At 39.4% G+C, this 15,776-nt stretch carries 12 protein-coding genes; 7 read left to right on the top strand and 5 right to left on the bottom strand.

Annotation, left to right across the window (positions count from 1 at the left end):
• From ACHSBP_RS01620 to ACHSBP_RS01610, 3 genes are all read left to right on the top strand, one after another.
• A partial coding sequence (locus ACHSBP_RS01620; protein ID WP_395387997.1) for an FAD-dependent oxidoreductase occupies positions 1-489 on the top strand: 489 nt, incomplete at its 5' end.
• A 290-nt stretch (positions 490-779) separates the two neighbouring features.
• Complete coding sequence (locus ACHSBP_RS01615) at positions 780-1,655, top strand: ABC transporter ATP-binding protein (protein ID WP_395387996.1); 876 nt, start codon at positions 780-782, stop codon at positions 1,653-1,655.
• Between the two features lie 9 nt (positions 1,656-1,664).
• Entirely contained in the window at positions 1,665-5,249 is a 3,585-nt protein-coding gene (locus ACHSBP_RS01610) for an ABC transporter permease/M1 family aminopeptidase (RefSeq protein ID WP_395387995.1), read from the top strand.
• Between the two features lie 52 nt (positions 5,250-5,301).
• On the opposite strand, the gene ACHSBP_RS01605 is transcribed toward ACHSBP_RS01610, so the two are convergent.
• Positions 5,302-7,455: a hypothetical protein gene (locus ACHSBP_RS01605; RefSeq protein ID WP_395387994.1), complete on the bottom strand. Its 2,154-nt coding sequence runs from the start codon at positions 7,453-7,455 to the stop codon at positions 5,302-5,304.
• Positions 7,455-9,368, bottom strand: a complete 1,914-nt coding sequence (locus tag ACHSBP_RS01600) for a hypothetical protein (RefSeq protein WP_395387993.1) — start codon at positions 9,366-9,368, stop codon at positions 7,455-7,457. Before ACHSBP_RS01600 ends, ACHSBP_RS01605 begins: the two co-directional genes overlap by 1 nt.
• Positions 9,369-9,625: 257 nt before the next feature.
• Between ACHSBP_RS01600 and ACHSBP_RS01595 the strand changes: the two genes are divergently transcribed.
• From ACHSBP_RS01595 to ACHSBP_RS01580, 4 genes are all read left to right on the top strand, one after another.
• The gene (locus ACHSBP_RS01595; RefSeq protein WP_010562258.1) at positions 9,626-10,633 is read left to right on the top strand and encodes an alpha/beta hydrolase-fold protein; all 1,008 of its coding nucleotides are present in this window, start codon (positions 9,626-9,628) and stop codon (positions 10,631-10,633) included.
• A 9-nt stretch (positions 10,634-10,642) separates the two neighbouring features.
• Complete coding sequence (locus ACHSBP_RS01590; protein ID WP_395387992.1) at positions 10,643-10,765, top strand: hypothetical protein; 123 nt, start codon at positions 10,643-10,645, stop codon at positions 10,763-10,765.
• Positions 10,766-10,778: 13 nt separating this feature from the next.
• Entirely contained in the window at positions 10,779-11,432 is a 654-nt protein-coding gene (locus ACHSBP_RS01585; protein WP_010562259.1) for a fumarylacetoacetate hydrolase family protein, read from the top strand.
• Positions 11,433-11,546: 114 nt separating this feature from the next.
• The gene (locus ACHSBP_RS01580) at positions 11,547-12,425 is read left to right on the top strand and encodes an aldo/keto reductase family oxidoreductase (protein ID WP_010562260.1); all 879 of its coding nucleotides are present in this window, start codon (positions 11,547-11,549) and stop codon (positions 12,423-12,425) included.
• Positions 12,426-12,521: 96 nt separating this feature from the next.
• Here ACHSBP_RS01580 and ACHSBP_RS01575 read toward each other — a convergent pair whose 3' ends face one another.
• The 3 genes from ACHSBP_RS01575 to ACHSBP_RS01565 form a co-directional block, all read right to left on the bottom strand.
• The gene (locus tag ACHSBP_RS01575) at positions 12,522-13,196 is read right to left on the bottom strand and encodes a TorF family putative porin (protein WP_010562261.1); all 675 of its coding nucleotides are present in this window, start codon (positions 13,194-13,196) and stop codon (positions 12,522-12,524) included.
• A gap of 191 nt (positions 13,197-13,387) precedes the next feature.
• Complete coding sequence (locus ACHSBP_RS01570; RefSeq protein ID WP_010562262.1) at positions 13,388-14,554, bottom strand: hypothetical protein; 1,167 nt, start codon at positions 14,552-14,554, stop codon at positions 13,388-13,390.
• Between the two features lie 105 nt (positions 14,555-14,659).
• Positions 14,660-15,697: a GNAT family N-acetyltransferase gene (locus ACHSBP_RS01565; RefSeq protein ID WP_010562263.1), complete on the bottom strand. Its 1,038-nt coding sequence runs from the start codon at positions 15,695-15,697 to the stop codon at positions 14,660-14,662.
• Positions 15,698-15,776: the final 79 nt, after the last annotated feature.

Here is a 15,776-nt window from a genome sequence, read left to right as displayed (position 1 = left end):
AACTCAGGCATCGAGGCCGCTATCGATTTAGCCAATATTGTTGAACATGTCACTGTATTGGAATTTGCCAACACGTTACGTGCGGATGAAGTGCTGATCAAAAAGGCCAACAGCCTAGATAATATTGAAATTATTAAAAATGCGCAAACTACCGAAGTTATCGGTGATGGCACACGAGTAACTGGCCTAAACTATACGGATCGTGTTTCTGGTGACGCACATAGCCTTTCACTTTCGGGTATTTTTGTACAAATTGGTTTAATTCCAAATACTGAATTCTTAAAAGGTAGTATCGAATTAACCCCATTTGGTGAGATTGTTATTGATGATAAAGGTGCTACATCAATGCCAGGTGTTTACGCTGCGGGTGATGCGACAACTACCCCATTTAAACAAATTATTATTGCCATGGGCAGTGGGGCAACAGCAAGTTTAGGTGCATTTGATTATTTAATTCGCCACGCTGATGGCACGCAGCAAGTAGCATAAGTTTATCCCATATACATAATACGCCCACTATTATGTGCAAAGCCGCTAATCATTTAGATTGGCGGCTTTTTTGTTAAATATGGATAGAGCTGTAACAGTAAGTTGTATCCGATTTTCCCTTTTAAAAAATACTACCACTATTATCAGCAAAGCAGCTGATTAGTTTGCACAGCAGTATTTTTGTTAACAAACCGTTAATCACTGAATTTAACCTTTAATCATTTTTACATGGTTGTTTTACGTTCACTTTATTTAGACTGACCGATGATACAACAACAAAGAGAAAGAAAATGTTATCAATATCTGGGTTATCAAAAACGTACGACAACGGTGTAAAAGCACTGAATAATGTAAATCTCGAAGTACCAAAAGGTATGTTTGGCTTATTAGGGCCAAATGGCGCGGGTAAATCATCACTCATGCGCACCATCGCTACACTTCAAACGGCAGATGCTGGTCAAATTACCTTTGATGGTATTGATGTATTTAACGATCCGCAAAGCTTACGTAAACGCTTAGGTTATCTACCACAAGATTTTGGTGTGTATCCGCGTATTAGCGCGTATGAATTACTTGACCATATGGCGATTTTAAAAGGCCTAGAAAGCAAAGGTGAACGTAAGGAGGCTGTTGAAGGTTTACTGGCACACACTAATTTATTCCAGCACCGCAAAAAAGCGGTAAGCGGTTTTTCTGGTGGTATGCGCCAACGCTTTGGTATTGCACAGGCACTGCTCGGCGATCCAGATTTAATTATTGTGGATGAGCCAACTGCGGGCCTTGACCCTGAAGAGCGAAACCGCTTTCACAACTTATTAGTAAGCCTAGGTGAAGAAAAAGCCATCATTTTATCAACACACATCGTAGAAGATGTATCTGAGCTTTGCCCGAATATGGCTGTGTTAGCATCGGGTCAAATTTTACTAGAAGGGAACCCAATAGCGCTTACCGATCAGCTAAACGGCCAAATTTGGAAAAAATCGGTGTCGCTTGATGAAGCACAAGAAATTGAATCGTCTATGCCCCTTATTTCTAAACGCTTATTTGCAGGTAAAACCATTGTGCACGTAATGGCTGAAAACCAGCCAGAAGGTTTTGATGCAGCGCCAGCTAACTTAGAAGATGTTTATTTCTCAACGCTACTGCAACACCGAAATGCAGCGTAAGGAGGCGATATGTTTTTAAAAATGCTCGCCTTCGAGTGGCGCTACTTTACTCGACAACCTTCGTTTATTGTTACGAGCAGTATTTTCTTTCTGCTGACGTTTTTTGCGACTGTATCTGAAAATGTGCAAATTGGTGGTGGCGGTAATGTGGTATATAACGGCCCATTCTCTATCGCACAAACACTATTAATATTAGGCTTTTTTGCCATCTTTTTGGTGGTGAACTTTGTTGCAAGTACGGCAACCCGTAATGAAAGCTCTAAAATGGCGGAGATTTTATATTCTAAGCCAATAAACCCTGTTAGCTATCAGCTAGGGCGCTTTTTTGGCTCATTTGCCGTGGTATTAACTGTATTTGCGTTTGTGCCGCTGGGTATTTTTCTGGGTACCACACTGGGTGCAGCTGCAGGATGGGTTGATGTCGAGCGACTAGGGCCAACGGTATTAAGCCATTATTTTACTGCCTTCTTTTACTTATCTGTACCTACATTATTAGTGCTTGCGTGTATCTTTTATGCCATCGCGATTCGCTTCCGATCAATGATGGGTGTGTATTTAAGTGCTGTGGCACTCTTCATAGGTTATAACGTGGCAATGCAATTTGCCGGTGAGCCAGCATATCGCGAATTAGCTGCATTGATTGATCCGTTTGGCTACAGTGCTTTTGCTGAAGTAACCCGCTACTGGACAATGCATGAGAAGAATAATTCTGCAATTGAGTTAAGCGGTGTACTGCTGCAAAACCGTGCAATTTGGCTAGCAGCAGCGATTGCTATTTTGGCATTGTTGGGCGGCTTTAAACGCGGTTTAACTCTGACTAAAGTAAAAGCAAAAAAAGCTGAAAAATCAGCTGTAAATGACAGTTACACAGCAGCACTTGCAAACCGTATTAATATTAAAAATAGCCCGCGTATTAATACCCTTGCACACCTTAAAACACGTACGCTTTTTGAAGTGAAACAAGTGATTTTCAGCGCGCCATTTTTGATTTTAGGTCTAATTACCTGCTTTATGTTAATGGCGCCTCTATTCGACCCGCAGGGCATGTTTGGCACGCCTAATTGGCCACTTACTCAAACTATGGTGCAATTAGTCGCTGGCTCTACCGGTTTATTAATGCTGGTGATATTAGCTTATTACAGTGCGGAAGTTGTTTGGCGTGAGCGTAACTCAGGTATGGGCGATATCATTGATAGTATGCCTGTAAACAATATTACCTTTTGGTTATCTAAATTCATTGCAATAGCACTCGTTTTTGTGCTGCTTTATAGCTTTGGTACGTTTGTTACAGTCGCTAACCAGGCACTTAAAGGTTACACCAACTTTGAGCTATCTCAGTATGCATTCCGCTTAGGTTATATCAACCTGGTGCCATTGATGATGACAGTGGTTATGGCATTCTTCCTTCAAGTAATTAGCCCTAACAAATATGTCGGTATGCTTTTGTTCATGGTGTACATCATTGGAACATTGGTACTTTCTAATTTTGGCTTTAGTCATCCAATGTGGCAATTTGCCGATGCACCAAGTGTGCCATATTCAGACATTAACCAATATGGTCACTTCTTAACAGCGCATAACTGGTTTATGTTGTATTGGTTAGGTGCAAGTTTAGTTTTAGGTGCATTGAGCTATGCGCTTTGGCATCGCGGCCCTGAGCAACCACTTAAAGCACGTATCAAGTTAGTACCTTATTATTTAGGTGCTTATGGTAAAGCGACCGTTGCAGCTGGTTTAATTATCTTTATTGCCAGTGGTAGTTACATTTATCAGAACACCCGCGTATTACATGTTTATCAAGAGCAGGATGATTATGAACTTGAGCAAGCAGGCTATGAAAAAGCGTATGTTCAGCACAAAGAAGACAATATTCCTGTAATTACTAAGGTAAATATCAACGCGGATATTTTCCCTGAAGCACGTAAAATCGAAGCGACCGCCAATATTGAATTTACTAATGTGGGCGTTACGGCGATTGAGAAGTTTATGGTGCATAAACCGCGTTATACCGAACAGTACTCAGTAGAGTTAGCTGGTGGCGCGTTAGGTGAATTAGATAAAACCTACAGCCTTGCATGGTTTACTTTTGATAAGCCTCTTCAGCCAGGTGAAACGCGCAGCGGTAAGTTAAGTGTAGTGCGTGAACATAAAGGCTTTAGAGCAGGCAATGAGGACTTTACGTTATTGAATAATGGTACCTTTATTAACAACGGTGATTTATTACCTCACTTCGGTTACTACGAAGGCTACCAAATCGTTGACCGCCATAAACGTCGCAAACATGGTTTAGAGCCATTAGAGCGTGCCAATAAATTAGAAGACGACCGTTACTACAATGAAAGCTTCTTTGGTAAAGGCACTGGTTTTATAGACTTTGAAGCGACCATTTCAACTTCGGAAGATCAGTTTGCAATTGCACCGGGTTATTTAACTGAAGAACGAGTAGAGAATGGCCGCCGTATTTTCCATTACCAAATGGATGCGCCTATGGTGAACTTCTACTCAATTATGTCTGCGCGTTTAGAGGCGAAAAAGGAAAACTATAACGGGATTGATATCGAGATCTACTACCATAAAACCCATGATATGAATGTGGATCGTATGATTGAATCGGTGAAAGACTCGATTGACTACTTCACCGAAGCGTTTGGCCCTTACCAGCATAAACAAATGCGCATTATTGAGTTCCCAGGTTACCGTTCATTTGCACAGAGCTTTGCTAATACCGTGCCTTACTCGGAAGAAATTGGTTTTATTACTGACTTACGTGACCCTGAAAACATTGACCCTGTTTACTATGTCACAGCACACGAAGTGGCTCACCAATGGTGGGGGCACCAAGTGGGTGCGGCCAATGTACAAGGTAGCGCAATTATCTCTGAAGCCTTATCGCAATACAGCGCGTTAATGGTAATGGAAAAGAAATATGGTCCTGAGAAAATCCGTAAGTTCTTAAAATACGAGCTAGACCGATACTTACGTGGCCGTACTACCGAAGCACTGGAAGAAATGCCATTTATGCGCAGTGAAAACCAGCAGTACATTCACTACCGTAAAGGCTCAGTGGTAATGATGTCGTTAAAAGACCGTCTAGGCGAAGAGCGTTTAAACAAAGCTTTGGCAGATTTCTTAGCAGAGTTTAAGTATCAGAGTACGCCTTACCCAACAACGCTTGATTTAATGGCATACATTTCACAAGACGCAAATGACAGTGAAAAGCAGTTTGTAAGTAACTTGTTTGAGCACATCAGCTTGTACGATTTAAAAACTACGGAAGTTGCAGTTGCTGAACAGCAAGATGAAAATGGCTTATACACAGTAACGCTAACCATTGATGCCAAACTTAACCGCGCTGACAGCAAAGGTAAAGAAACCGAAGTAGAGTTTAGCGATAAAGTCGATATTGGTCTATTCAGCGCAGACCCTGAGGATTTATCAGCAGATAACACAGTACTTTACTTACAAAAGCACAATATTAAATCGGGTGAAAACATTATCGAACTGAAAGTAAAAGAGTTACCTAAGTTCGCCGGTGTTGACCCATTTGTGAAGCTTATTGACCGCGATAGCGGGGATAATATTAAGAAGCTTTAATTGAAATAAGATTATAAAAGCCGCTTTGTGAATATCATCAAGCGGCTTTTTTTTATTTTTGTGTTTGCTGGTAGTTATCAATAATGGCTTGTATAGGGTAACCATTAGGGTTCTCAATCCATGTACTATTATCAATGACTAAATCTAAGTCACCATCAGCGTCCCTATCTTTTAAATTAGTAGGTAATTGTACGTTTCTAATAAGTACATGCTTATTTAACGTTGTGTAAGGTGGAGAGTTTGTCTCGTTGCTGTAAGGTTGATAGATTAACAATGCAAGGTCGCTGTTTGGATCTATTGGGTAGTCAATACTGTAGAAATAAAAGAAGAGGTCATCATTTAAGAAGTCGTCAAGTTTGTTCACTTGTTTTTCGCCAAGTTCATTTAATGTTAAATGACTTTTGCCAGTTAATTTCCAATATTTGTATGAATCAAGCGGTTTGCTACCAACAATAACAAACCCTTCAGCAATAATTTCTTGGTAGGGATCTTCATCGATATTCTGTCTCGAAATGGTGTGGAATTCACCAAAGTCGATACTTTTTGAGAAATCATTATTAATTAATATTAGGCGTTCACTCGGTTTTACATCAAGCTCTATATCTGAAAAGTGAAATACTAATTCGCTTATCCCATCCTCGTTAACATCATCGTATATGAGCTCAATAAAGTTAGAAAAATCGACTTTTTCAAGAATGATATTTTTATTTTCTATAAGGTCGTTTTCAAAATATGTGAAATCAGATATTGAGATTGTGTAATCTGCGTAACCGTATAAATCATCATAGTCATTTTCAGGGTAAGTCAAACCTAATAAAAAGCCGCTATTTGTAGCAGAAACATAAAAACCTTTGCTATAGCCAAGCTCACTCTCAGTGGGAAACGTGTTCTTTAGCTCAACGTTTTGGTTTGAAGCATTATATTCAAAAAGCATGATGTTGCGTTGACTGTCAACAGCAAGAAAATATGGCTTATCATTGTTATTAGCTAATAGATAGTTTGCATAGTTTTGATAAAGGTCTGTCGAAACTATTTGTTCAAGATAAGAATCTGTTCCTTGTGATAAATAGAAATAAAGAACGTAGTCAGAACCAGATTCATCCACACAGTAAAAATCATCAATACCATCATTATTAAAGTCGTGTTTGAATAGCTCAATATTATGTTCATCGTCGTTGAGGCATTTGTCTACGTCAATTGAAGGCTTGTTTGTATTTATGTGCTGTAAATTAGTGGCAGATTGTCTTAGTGGCCAAATCGGTGCATTCTGAAAAGGTAAAATAGAGAAATCAAAAGTGTATTCTTCGTTGTTAAATGTAAAAATAGCTGAAATTTCTTCAGAATACCCATCACCTTGCGGCTTTTCCTCTTTTCCATTGTCAGTTGTGTATTTTTTATGAGCAAAAAAACGTATGTGATTTGAAGCTAATGTTTCAATTTGATATTCAGGGTTTGATAGTATGAGATTTGATGACAGATTGTTTTCAGCGATATTTTCTACCTTAGCAATGACATCAATATAACGCATTGAAATGCTATTAAACGGTAGTTCAAATGATACCGAGATTGGATCTATCTCAAATGAGCTAATATTTTCAATAATTTTTTTACCAGCATTGTACACCTCTAGTTTTAGTTTATATGGTGTTTTTTCCGTATGTATTGGAAATTTGTAGACTAAGTTAGAGTTATGACTGGCTATATTGTCGTTTAGATATTGTAGTGTCAGAGATGTTTCTAATTGACTTGTATCAATATTGCTCAATTCAATTTCAAAATTTGCTTCTTGTAAACTCACAACCGGTTCATAAGCTTTAATGCTTATGTTACTAGCCGGAACTGTAAACTCTTGCACAGAATTATCGGATAAGCCGTCACTGTCGGTTGCGGTAATGCTAAGCTGATAAGCTATTTCCATCTCAGAGTACGGAAATTGGTAAGTAAAGTTTGTGGTATCGCTAGTAACCAAAACCTCGCCGTTACGGGAAAGAGAAAACTTGGTAGATGCGAGGTTATTATCGGCATCATTGGCAGCTGCGGTAAACTCGACAGTTTGTAAATTTACTACATCACCAACGGGTGTAATGTTTGTCGTTGGCGCTTGGTTAACAGGCTCAATTGGTTTTGGTGTTTCAGTTTTCTTATCTGAATCGCCACAGCCGATAAGTAATATCGGTAGGGTGAGTAAAAGTCCTTTTCTTACCATTATTCTTGTCCTTTTTGATAGTTTTCTGTAATTACTTGAATTGGGTAACCGTTGGTATTTTCAAACCAACCTTGTTCATTAGATAGTTTTATATCTAAGTCACCATCTCCATCGATATCTAATAGAGTTTCAAGTGGGTAGCTTTCGCAGGGGAAAGTATTATTTTGCGTGGTTAACAGGTGGTCACCTATTGCGATATAGGAGTAATCGTTACATACGGCGTATGAATTTATGTAAACTTTAAACCCTATATTTTCATCTATAAACACAGAGTAATAATAAAAAAACAAGTCGTTATTAAAATAATCTTGAACTTGGGTTATTACCTTGTTCCCATCGCTATCTAGTGTGAGGTGATTTAAGCTGGATGCTTTAAGTTGTCCAATATTAACCTCTTTAAAACCTGTACCTGCAAGCTCTAATGAACCATCGTTATCAATGTCGAGCATTTGTATGCGCTCAAACTGACCAAAATCATTAATTTTGGTAAATTCTTTGTCTGCAACGAATAAGTGGACATATTCAGGACAATGGCATGTTTCGTTCTTCTCAGTGAAGTACAATAACAACTCTTTAATGCCATCATCATTGATATCTGAATAAGTTAATGATTCAAAATAAATAGAGGCTTGCAATCCACTGGCTTTAAATTCATTTTGCAACTTTAATTTAGAGTCAGAGACCAAATAACTCTGCACGTCAATGAAGTTATCGTAGTTAATTACGTCAAAAGTTTTATTGGCAATTGCAAGAGTAAAACCCAAGTCTGTTTGGGTAATAATAGAGTCGCCGATATCGCTTACATTGGTTGGTGTTGTACTTGTTTGTGTGATTTTTTCTGTGATTTCATCATAATCGAAGCCGAGTATATTTTTTTGATTATCTATACTAATAAATGTTGGCAGGTTATCGTCCCATGAAATCAGTGCAGAGCGCTGTGCACTAGCCATATTCGTTTGTACAAGTTGCTCTGTGTAATTACCGTCACTAGTGGATAAATAAAAGTAAATATCACTATATGCTTCCGACCACCTAGTGAGGTCGAATACGCAGTAATAATCGTCCCTGCCGTCTTTATTGAAGTCGAATGCATACAATGTTGTGGGCTTTTGGGCTTGATTATTTAAACAAGTGTAGGGCGTTGTATCAACTTGGTTTAATGAACCTTGATTACTAACTACAGAGGCTGAAGCTGAAGAATTTAGAGTTGATGTTTGATGTGGCCATTCAGGAATTTGTTCAACAGGCAATATAGTAAATTCATGGAAAAATTCTGAACCTTCAATACTTAATATTGCGGTTAACGTTTCTGAATACCCATCTCCTTGAGGCAGGTTTGCATTACCTGAATTTGCATTCTCGGTATATTTTTTATGTGCATAAAAACGCAGCTTAGTTTTGTCTATCGTTTCAAATTCGTACTCAGAGTTCGTAAGTTGCCACCGCACACTTGCATTGTCACTATTCAGGTTAGAGATATTCGCTTCAATATCAATGTACCTTTGGGAGTAACTGCCAAACGGGAGTTCAAACGAAATATCGACAGCAGGAATATCAATTAAGTGAGTTTTTGTTGTAATAGATCCTTGGTTATCTGTTGCAGATGCTACTAGTGTTAAGGTTTTATTCGTTTGTGCAAAAGGTATTTCATACTCAATTTGTTGATTACCCGTTGCAAGGGCTGTGTCGTTTTCAAATAATGTAATTTCAGTCGTCACAGCATCATTATCTGGATCGTTTGCGGTGATTGTAGCTGTTAAAGTATCAAGACTGACTAATGACTCAGGAAACGACACTTCAATTGTAGGAGGGTTATTTACTGGTTCTGTAATAGGTGTTTTTTTTGGCTCTGAGCTGCCACATGCAGCTAACAGTAGAGTACTAAGAGACAGCATAAATACACGGCTATTCATGTTCAAATCCTTTGAGCAAATATGTGGCTATTAAATCATCTTTAATTAAAAGTTGATACCAATTAATTGTAATCAGACAATTGTTTTTTATAGATAAAATTAAGACTTAAGTGTCGCTTTTGCTCCTGCGGACTCTAGCTCAAATAAGTCATTATTGTCCTAAAGTCATAAGTGTTTTATAAATTCAAAATCAATTTACTTAGGTGAAGTTATCCCGTAGTTTGGATTAACTTCTACTTTGAACATAAAGGGAAATTATGCGCTTTTTAATATGTTATCTAATGCTTGGCTTTTCATTTCTGAGTGCATCTCTTAAAGCCGAACAAGTAGTACTGACAATTGCAGACCAGCGGTTTGAGCAACCATTGGAATTTAATGTGCAGTTGCCAAAAAGCTATTCGCAAAAGCAAAACAAACGCTATGTGCTGATGTTTGACTTTCACCCTAATGCCAAAAGTTACTTAGCGGGAATGCATGATTGGATGAGCCATAATGGTGAGTGGCCCTGGTTAGAAACCATTATTGTGACGCCTGCAAATGGTAATCCGGTAGGGCGGTTATTTGATGCTACAGGCAAATCAACGCCTTTGCTCGATTTTTTTGAAGCCCAATTAGTGCCAGAAATTGATAAACAATACCGTACTAACGGCTTTCGCATTTTTAGTGGCTTTCGGGTGAATGGTTCGGTGGTGCTTTCAAGCTTAGTGAATAAACCGAACTTGTTTAATGCACATATTGTGATTAGCCCTGAGCTCACGCCAGAGCGTGCCAATATATTAAAGGGCTATGGTAAGAAAATAGCCAAGCTAAATGATAAACCGCGTTATTTATTGTTTACCCATGGCGAAACCATAAAAGAAGATCATCAACAGCATGGATATTCACAATTAAAAGAAGAAATTAGTGCAAACGCGTCTGCATCATTACAATGGCAATATCAAAATTATAAAGAACATTATTTTATGTCGTTGCCGGTGTTATCTACTGCGTATGGCATAGAGCAGATCTTTGATGAGATTCATAACGGTTTGGCGCCTGAGTCACAAATAGCTAAGCAAGGTGTGGATGCTATTGTTGGTCATTATAAGTGTCTATCAACTGAAAAGTTTGGTTTTGAAGTCTCACCTAAATCGTCAATTAATGCACTGGGATTTCACTTGTTAGAAACATCGCCAGAGCAAGCGATAAAGGTATTTAACCAAGCATTAGCGCTTTATCCGCAAGATGCATACGCTTATCACCACTTAGCCAAGGCTTATGCGTAAAGTAATAAATTGGCAAAAGCCATTGAGTTGCAAGAAAAGGCAGTGAGTCTTGCCGCTAATATGCTCACTTGGCATAAAAAGCGACAAGCCAACTATTTGGCTGAACTTAAGGCACTGGCGCAAGCACTATAAAAGGTAATTTTAAATGAAGTATTTATGGAATAACGGTGAGGCTATCGGGCTTCCTATTGGCAAAGCAGTGTGTGTGGGGCGCAATTATGTTGCCCATGCAGCGGAACTTGGTAATGAAGTACCTACAGAGCCGTTACTCTTTTTAAAACCAGCAAGCAGTATTGTAAATACGGCAGGGGAAGTGGCGTTAGACCATAGCTTAGGTGAGCACCATTATGAAGCGGAGCTAATGTTGTTAATTGGTAAGCCGCTCAATAAGGTCAATATTGCAGATTATAAGTCTTGTATTGCTGGTTTAGGTGTAGGGCTTGATCTTACGTTACGTGATGAGCAAGCAAAACTGAAAGCGAAAGGGCATCCGTGGGAGCGCGCAAAAGCCTACGACAAAAGCTGTTTAGTGTCGCGCTTTGTACCGCTTGCAGAGAGTGATTTAACGCACAATGAATTTTCACTTTCGATTAATAATGAGCTTCGCCAATCTGGTGACACCAACCTGATGATATTCAAAATAGAACAACTACTTTCTGAAATTGTCAGATATTTCTCATTACAGCCGGGCGACATTGTTTTAACGGGCACACCTGAAGGGGTAGGTAAGCTTAATATCCAAGACACCTTGAGTGTATCTCTTAATGGCGAAACGTTAGCTAATTGCACAATTGCATAGAAAGTGGTTTTTATTTCATTCAAAAACATTATTTTTTTCTGAAAACGTATGCGAAGCAATGCGCTGAGTTTGGCCACACTTTACAATAAGCGTATCTAAACTCAGGAGAATCATATGCAAGAATTTAAATTACCGTCGTTTGTGGCTGGCTTTTGGCGTTTAGATGAGTGGCAACAACGAGGGTCTTCTCTAACGCAATTCATTGAGCAACTGCTAGCGCTTGGCATAGATACAGTTGACCATGCTGATATCTATGGTCAATACCAGTGTGAGAAACTCTTTGGTGAGGCATTAACGTCTCATTTAAGAGATCAACTTAAGATCATCACTAAGTGCGGTATTAAACCGGCCTGGCCTGAAAATGGCTTTGCAGGTAAAACTGCACATTATGATTCAAGTAAAGCAAACATCATTGCTTCGGCAGAACAATCATTGCGTAATTTCAAAACTGATCGCCTTGATGTGTTATTGATCCACCGTCCAGATTATTTAATGCATGCGGATGAAGTTGCAGACGCCTTCTGTGATCTAAAAGCGCAAGGTAAAGTGCTTAACTTTGGTGTATCTAATTTTACGGTTTCACAGTTTGAGTTATTGCAGTCGCGTTTAGACTTTAAGTTAGTAACCAATCAAATTGAAATGTCGCCGTTACATATGGGGGCACTCGATGATGGTACGCTTAACTTATGCCAACAGCATCAAATATCACCTATGCTCTGGTCGCCTCTTGCTGGTGGCGGATTATTCGCTGAGACAGAGCAAGCACAACGAGTGAGAACTGCATTACACAGTGTTGCCGAAGAAACCGGGTTAGACAGTGTCGATCAAGCTGCTTATGCGTGGTTGTTAACGTTACCATGTCAACCGAGCGTAATCTTAGGTACCGGAAAGTTAGCGCGTATTCAATCAGCAGTTGCGGCAAGTAAAGTGCGTTTGAGTCGTGAGCAATGGTATCGCGTTTGGCAAGCATCAACAGGTCACAGTGTGCCATAACAATTAGCCTACATATAAACGAAATAAAGGTGCCGAAAGGCACCCTTAGTTGTAGCAAGTTGGAGTAATTTTAGTTTAAAGCATTAATACTGATTGCTAGAGTTCAAAGTCCATGGCAAAGCCCACATAAACTTTTAAGTCGTCATCTGCATCTAAATCTGTTTGCGCAACACCGAAAGTGAAGCCACCTTTTGCAATGCTCACACCGTAGTCAATATAGCTGTCGTCTTCGCCATACCACTCTGCAACGGTATCACCCATCGAATTACCAATGTGGAATGTAAGCTCGGTTTCATTTAATACTTCAAAAGTAGCGTTTAGCTCTAGGTAAATCATATCTTCTTCTGAAGTTGCACCTGACTGCGCATTGCTAAGATAACTTACTTTACCTTCGAGCCAGTTCCAGCTTAACGCACCATAAAGTTCACCAAAGTCAATTGAGTCAACCGCATCAGGGTATGCGTAATATACATAACCCACGTCGTAACCAAACTCACCCATTTCACCAGCAAAGCCTGCGTATAAATCAAGTTCATAACTTGGCTTATCACCACCAAAGTCCACATTTGATGCCCATGTGCCCGCATAAAACCCTGATTCATGGCTGTAATCGATACCACCCGATACTTGAGCGTTGTCGCTGGTTTGCGTTACACCACGCCATAAGTAGTTTGATGAAGCTGCAGCATTAGCGGTTACTTCTGCATAACTTGCTGCTGAGAAAAAGGCGATACTCGTAGCAGTGAGAGTTGTGAGTAATTGTTTTTTCATAATAATTCCTAAAATTGTAGCGCTGAGTTAACTATCTATTAACAAAGTTTATGCCTAAACTGAAAAGTTCAAGAATATCAAAGTACTAGTAGGGAATTATGAATTTGGCAAGATGAGTATATGAAAATAATGCACTAACTCGGTGCGTGAAAATCACAAGGTGCACAAAAACTGCGCACCTTGTTTTGTGATTAGCCGAAAATAGTACGCATCAGAGTGATGGTTTCATCAACGCTTCGACCAGCAGCAACTTCTTTCACAATTGAGTCACGCATATTTTTAATATGTTGTGGCATATCTTCTGTTGCCAGAGCACGGTCAACCAATGCTTCTGCTGACTCTTTACCACGTTTACGGCCGCCTGATTTCTCTGAGCTTGCGCGCTTCGGTTTATGAAGTGCTTTGTAGTAATTCGAGTTTTCTTTCGCATCGTCACTGTAATAAGCAAACCAACAGGGTACTAATGCCTTGTACTGCCAAAGTGCTTGTTCTTCTTCGGCTTCTGGTATTGCGGCAATAAACCAAGGTTGTTTATGAATTGCCATAACAATGTCGTGCCAGTAACGGTCAAAATCTTGGTTGTTTAATCTTACAAGGCCAAACGCTTGGCATAAAATATCAAGGCTTGCTGCTGTTACTGGGGTGAAAAAGTCAGGTCGACGCATTGCAAGTAAACGTGTAGCTGGTGCAAGAGTCGCTTTTTCATTATCAACGGCTGCAAACGCAGCAATATAACCACGCACAAAGTCCATGTAGTTTTCTAACGTGATAGCGCCTTCAAGTGGAATATGATTAAGCGCTTCATTTAAGTCAGTACAGCTGGTGGCAATTACATTATGCAGTGCTTTAGCGGTTTTAGTTGATGCTAGCCATTCAACATCAAATTGGTAAATGCTTGGATCGTGTTTTGCGGTATGTTTACCAGCAAATGCCAGCTTGTCTTCTTCAATCATATCAACCAGCGAGGTTTCACGAATGCTTTCAATATGCTTAAGCAGTGCAAGTTGCTCATCTAGCACAATGCGCTCTTTGTTTTGTTGAATTGAATCAAATACAACAGGCCAAGGTGCAATACGTAGCGTTTTAATTTGGCTAATGCTAATACCAGCTTCGAGTTGTTGTTGGATTTTCTTTAAAATTGGCAGCTGGTTTGCTTCAAGTAGCTCAAAATTAATGCGCTTGCTGACTACATCAATTAACTCATAACACCAGCCGGCAAAGTCTTCTGGATGGTTACTTACTTTTACGGCCATTAAGTTAAGGCTAACATCTGGAATAAGTTTTAAAATGTTTTGGTAGATGTTTGCTTCCACTTCAGAAAGTGGCATTTTTGACGGCGACGTAAGCAATTTTTTCATAATTAGTAAGTGACCCCAATATAATATTAACAATGTCCTGCAAAGCGTTACGCTAAGCGGGCTGTGGATCATACTGAGATCTAATTTTGATGCAATATTGACTTCTTAAATTTCACGTATGAGTAAACTAAAAACTTGAAGGTCATGGGTTTTATTTTTCCAAACGCCTTTTTCACGCATTACACCATCTAAATGAAAACCAAGTTTGGTAAATAGCATATTCGAAGCAGTGTTTTCTGGTAGTACTTCCGCTTCAATACGATTTAAAGAGGCGATATGGGTAAACATCCATTTTGTCATCGTGTTAATTACATTTGATGCGAAACCTTGTTGCCAGAAATCAGGGTGAATCTCGATACTAATTTTCGCTGTGCGTGTGCAAAAATCATATTTGTAACCGCAGCTGCCAACAATTTGCTGGCGCGTGTTGCACTTGATTAGCCAGCGATGCCCGCTACCTTGTCTGCGTATTAGTTCATCCTGCTCAATAAGCGCTTTGGCTTCTGCTAAGTCGCTCATAACTGGTAAATCGTAAAATTCACACACTTTTGGATTTGAAAATAGCTGGTAAACAGCCTCGGCTTGCGCCTGTGTTTGTTGAATTAATGTGTACTTTTCGGTTTTGATTTTAGGGAAGTTATCAATACTTAGATGAATAAGATGATGTCCCCACTTTTCATAACGTTTCTGCTCTACAAGACCAAGGTTTGTCAGTATTTTATGTGAAGCAGTATTAGCAACATCTACTTCGCCAACAATATAAGAAAGGCCAAGCTGGTTAAATGCATATTCAAGTGCGGCGCGACTTGCTTCCATGCCCAAGCCTTTGCCCCAATATTCTGGCAACATGCGGTAGCCGATATCAGGTGCATTTAACTCGGGTTCGTATTTTAAGCCACAAAACCCAATAACTTGATTGTTTTCTTTAAGGACCAAGGCAAAGCGCGCATAGCCAACCTCGTTATATTCTTTTAACCAAATATTGCGAATAATATTTTCGGCATCGTTTAGGGTGTTTACCCAGCCAGCGTCTCCGGTATAACGGGTAACATCTTCATTACTGCTAAATTTGAATACGTGCTCAGCATCTTCAAGCGTAAATTCGCGCATTAATAAACGCGGTGTTTCAATAAGTGTATTCATATTTTCTCCTTATCTGTACTGGTAAAAACTTTAATGCCGATCAAAAATGCAATACAGATACAGTTGCAGAATATTTTTA

This window comes from Pseudoalteromonas sp. XMcav1-K, from assembly GCF_044005875.1.
Taxonomy (GTDB): domain Bacteria; phylum Pseudomonadota; class Gammaproteobacteria; order Enterobacterales; family Alteromonadaceae; genus Pseudoalteromonas; species Pseudoalteromonas spongiae.
The sequence above is the reverse complement of the archived record's forward strand: the minus strand, read 5'-3'. Positions and strand labels throughout refer to the sequence as shown.

Coding starts and splice junctions, on each gene's coding strand:
- ACHSBP_RS01615 (WP_395387996.1), top strand. CDS start 780: ATGTTATCAATATCTGGGTTATCAAAAACGTACGACAACGGTGTAAAA.
- ACHSBP_RS01610 (WP_395387995.1), top strand. CDS start 1,665: ATGTTTTTAAAAATGCTCGCCTTCGAGTGGCGCTACTTTACTCGACAA.
- ACHSBP_RS01605 (WP_395387994.1), bottom strand. CDS start 7,455: ATGGTAAGAAAAGGACTTTTACTCACCCTACCGATATTACTTATCGGC.
- ACHSBP_RS01600 (WP_395387993.1), bottom strand. CDS start 9,368: ATGAATAGCCGTGTATTTATGCTGTCTCTTAGTACTCTACTGTTAGCT.
- ACHSBP_RS01595 (WP_010562258.1), top strand. CDS start 9,626: ATGCGCTTTTTAATATGTTATCTAATGCTTGGCTTTTCATTTCTGAGT.
- ACHSBP_RS01585 (WP_010562259.1), top strand. CDS start 10,779: ATGAAGTATTTATGGAATAACGGTGAGGCTATCGGGCTTCCTATTGGC.
- ACHSBP_RS01580 (WP_010562260.1), top strand. CDS start 11,547: ATGCAAGAATTTAAATTACCGTCGTTTGTGGCTGGCTTTTGGCGTTTA.
- ACHSBP_RS01575 (WP_010562261.1), bottom strand. CDS start 13,196: ATGAAAAAACAATTACTCACAACTCTCACTGCTACGAGTATCGCCTTT.
- ACHSBP_RS01570 (WP_010562262.1), bottom strand. CDS start 14,554: ATGAAAAAATTGCTTACGTCGCCGTCAAAAATGCCACTTTCTGAAGTG.
- ACHSBP_RS01565 (WP_010562263.1), bottom strand. CDS start 15,697: ATGAATACACTTATTGAAACACCGCGTTTATTAATGCGCGAATTTACG.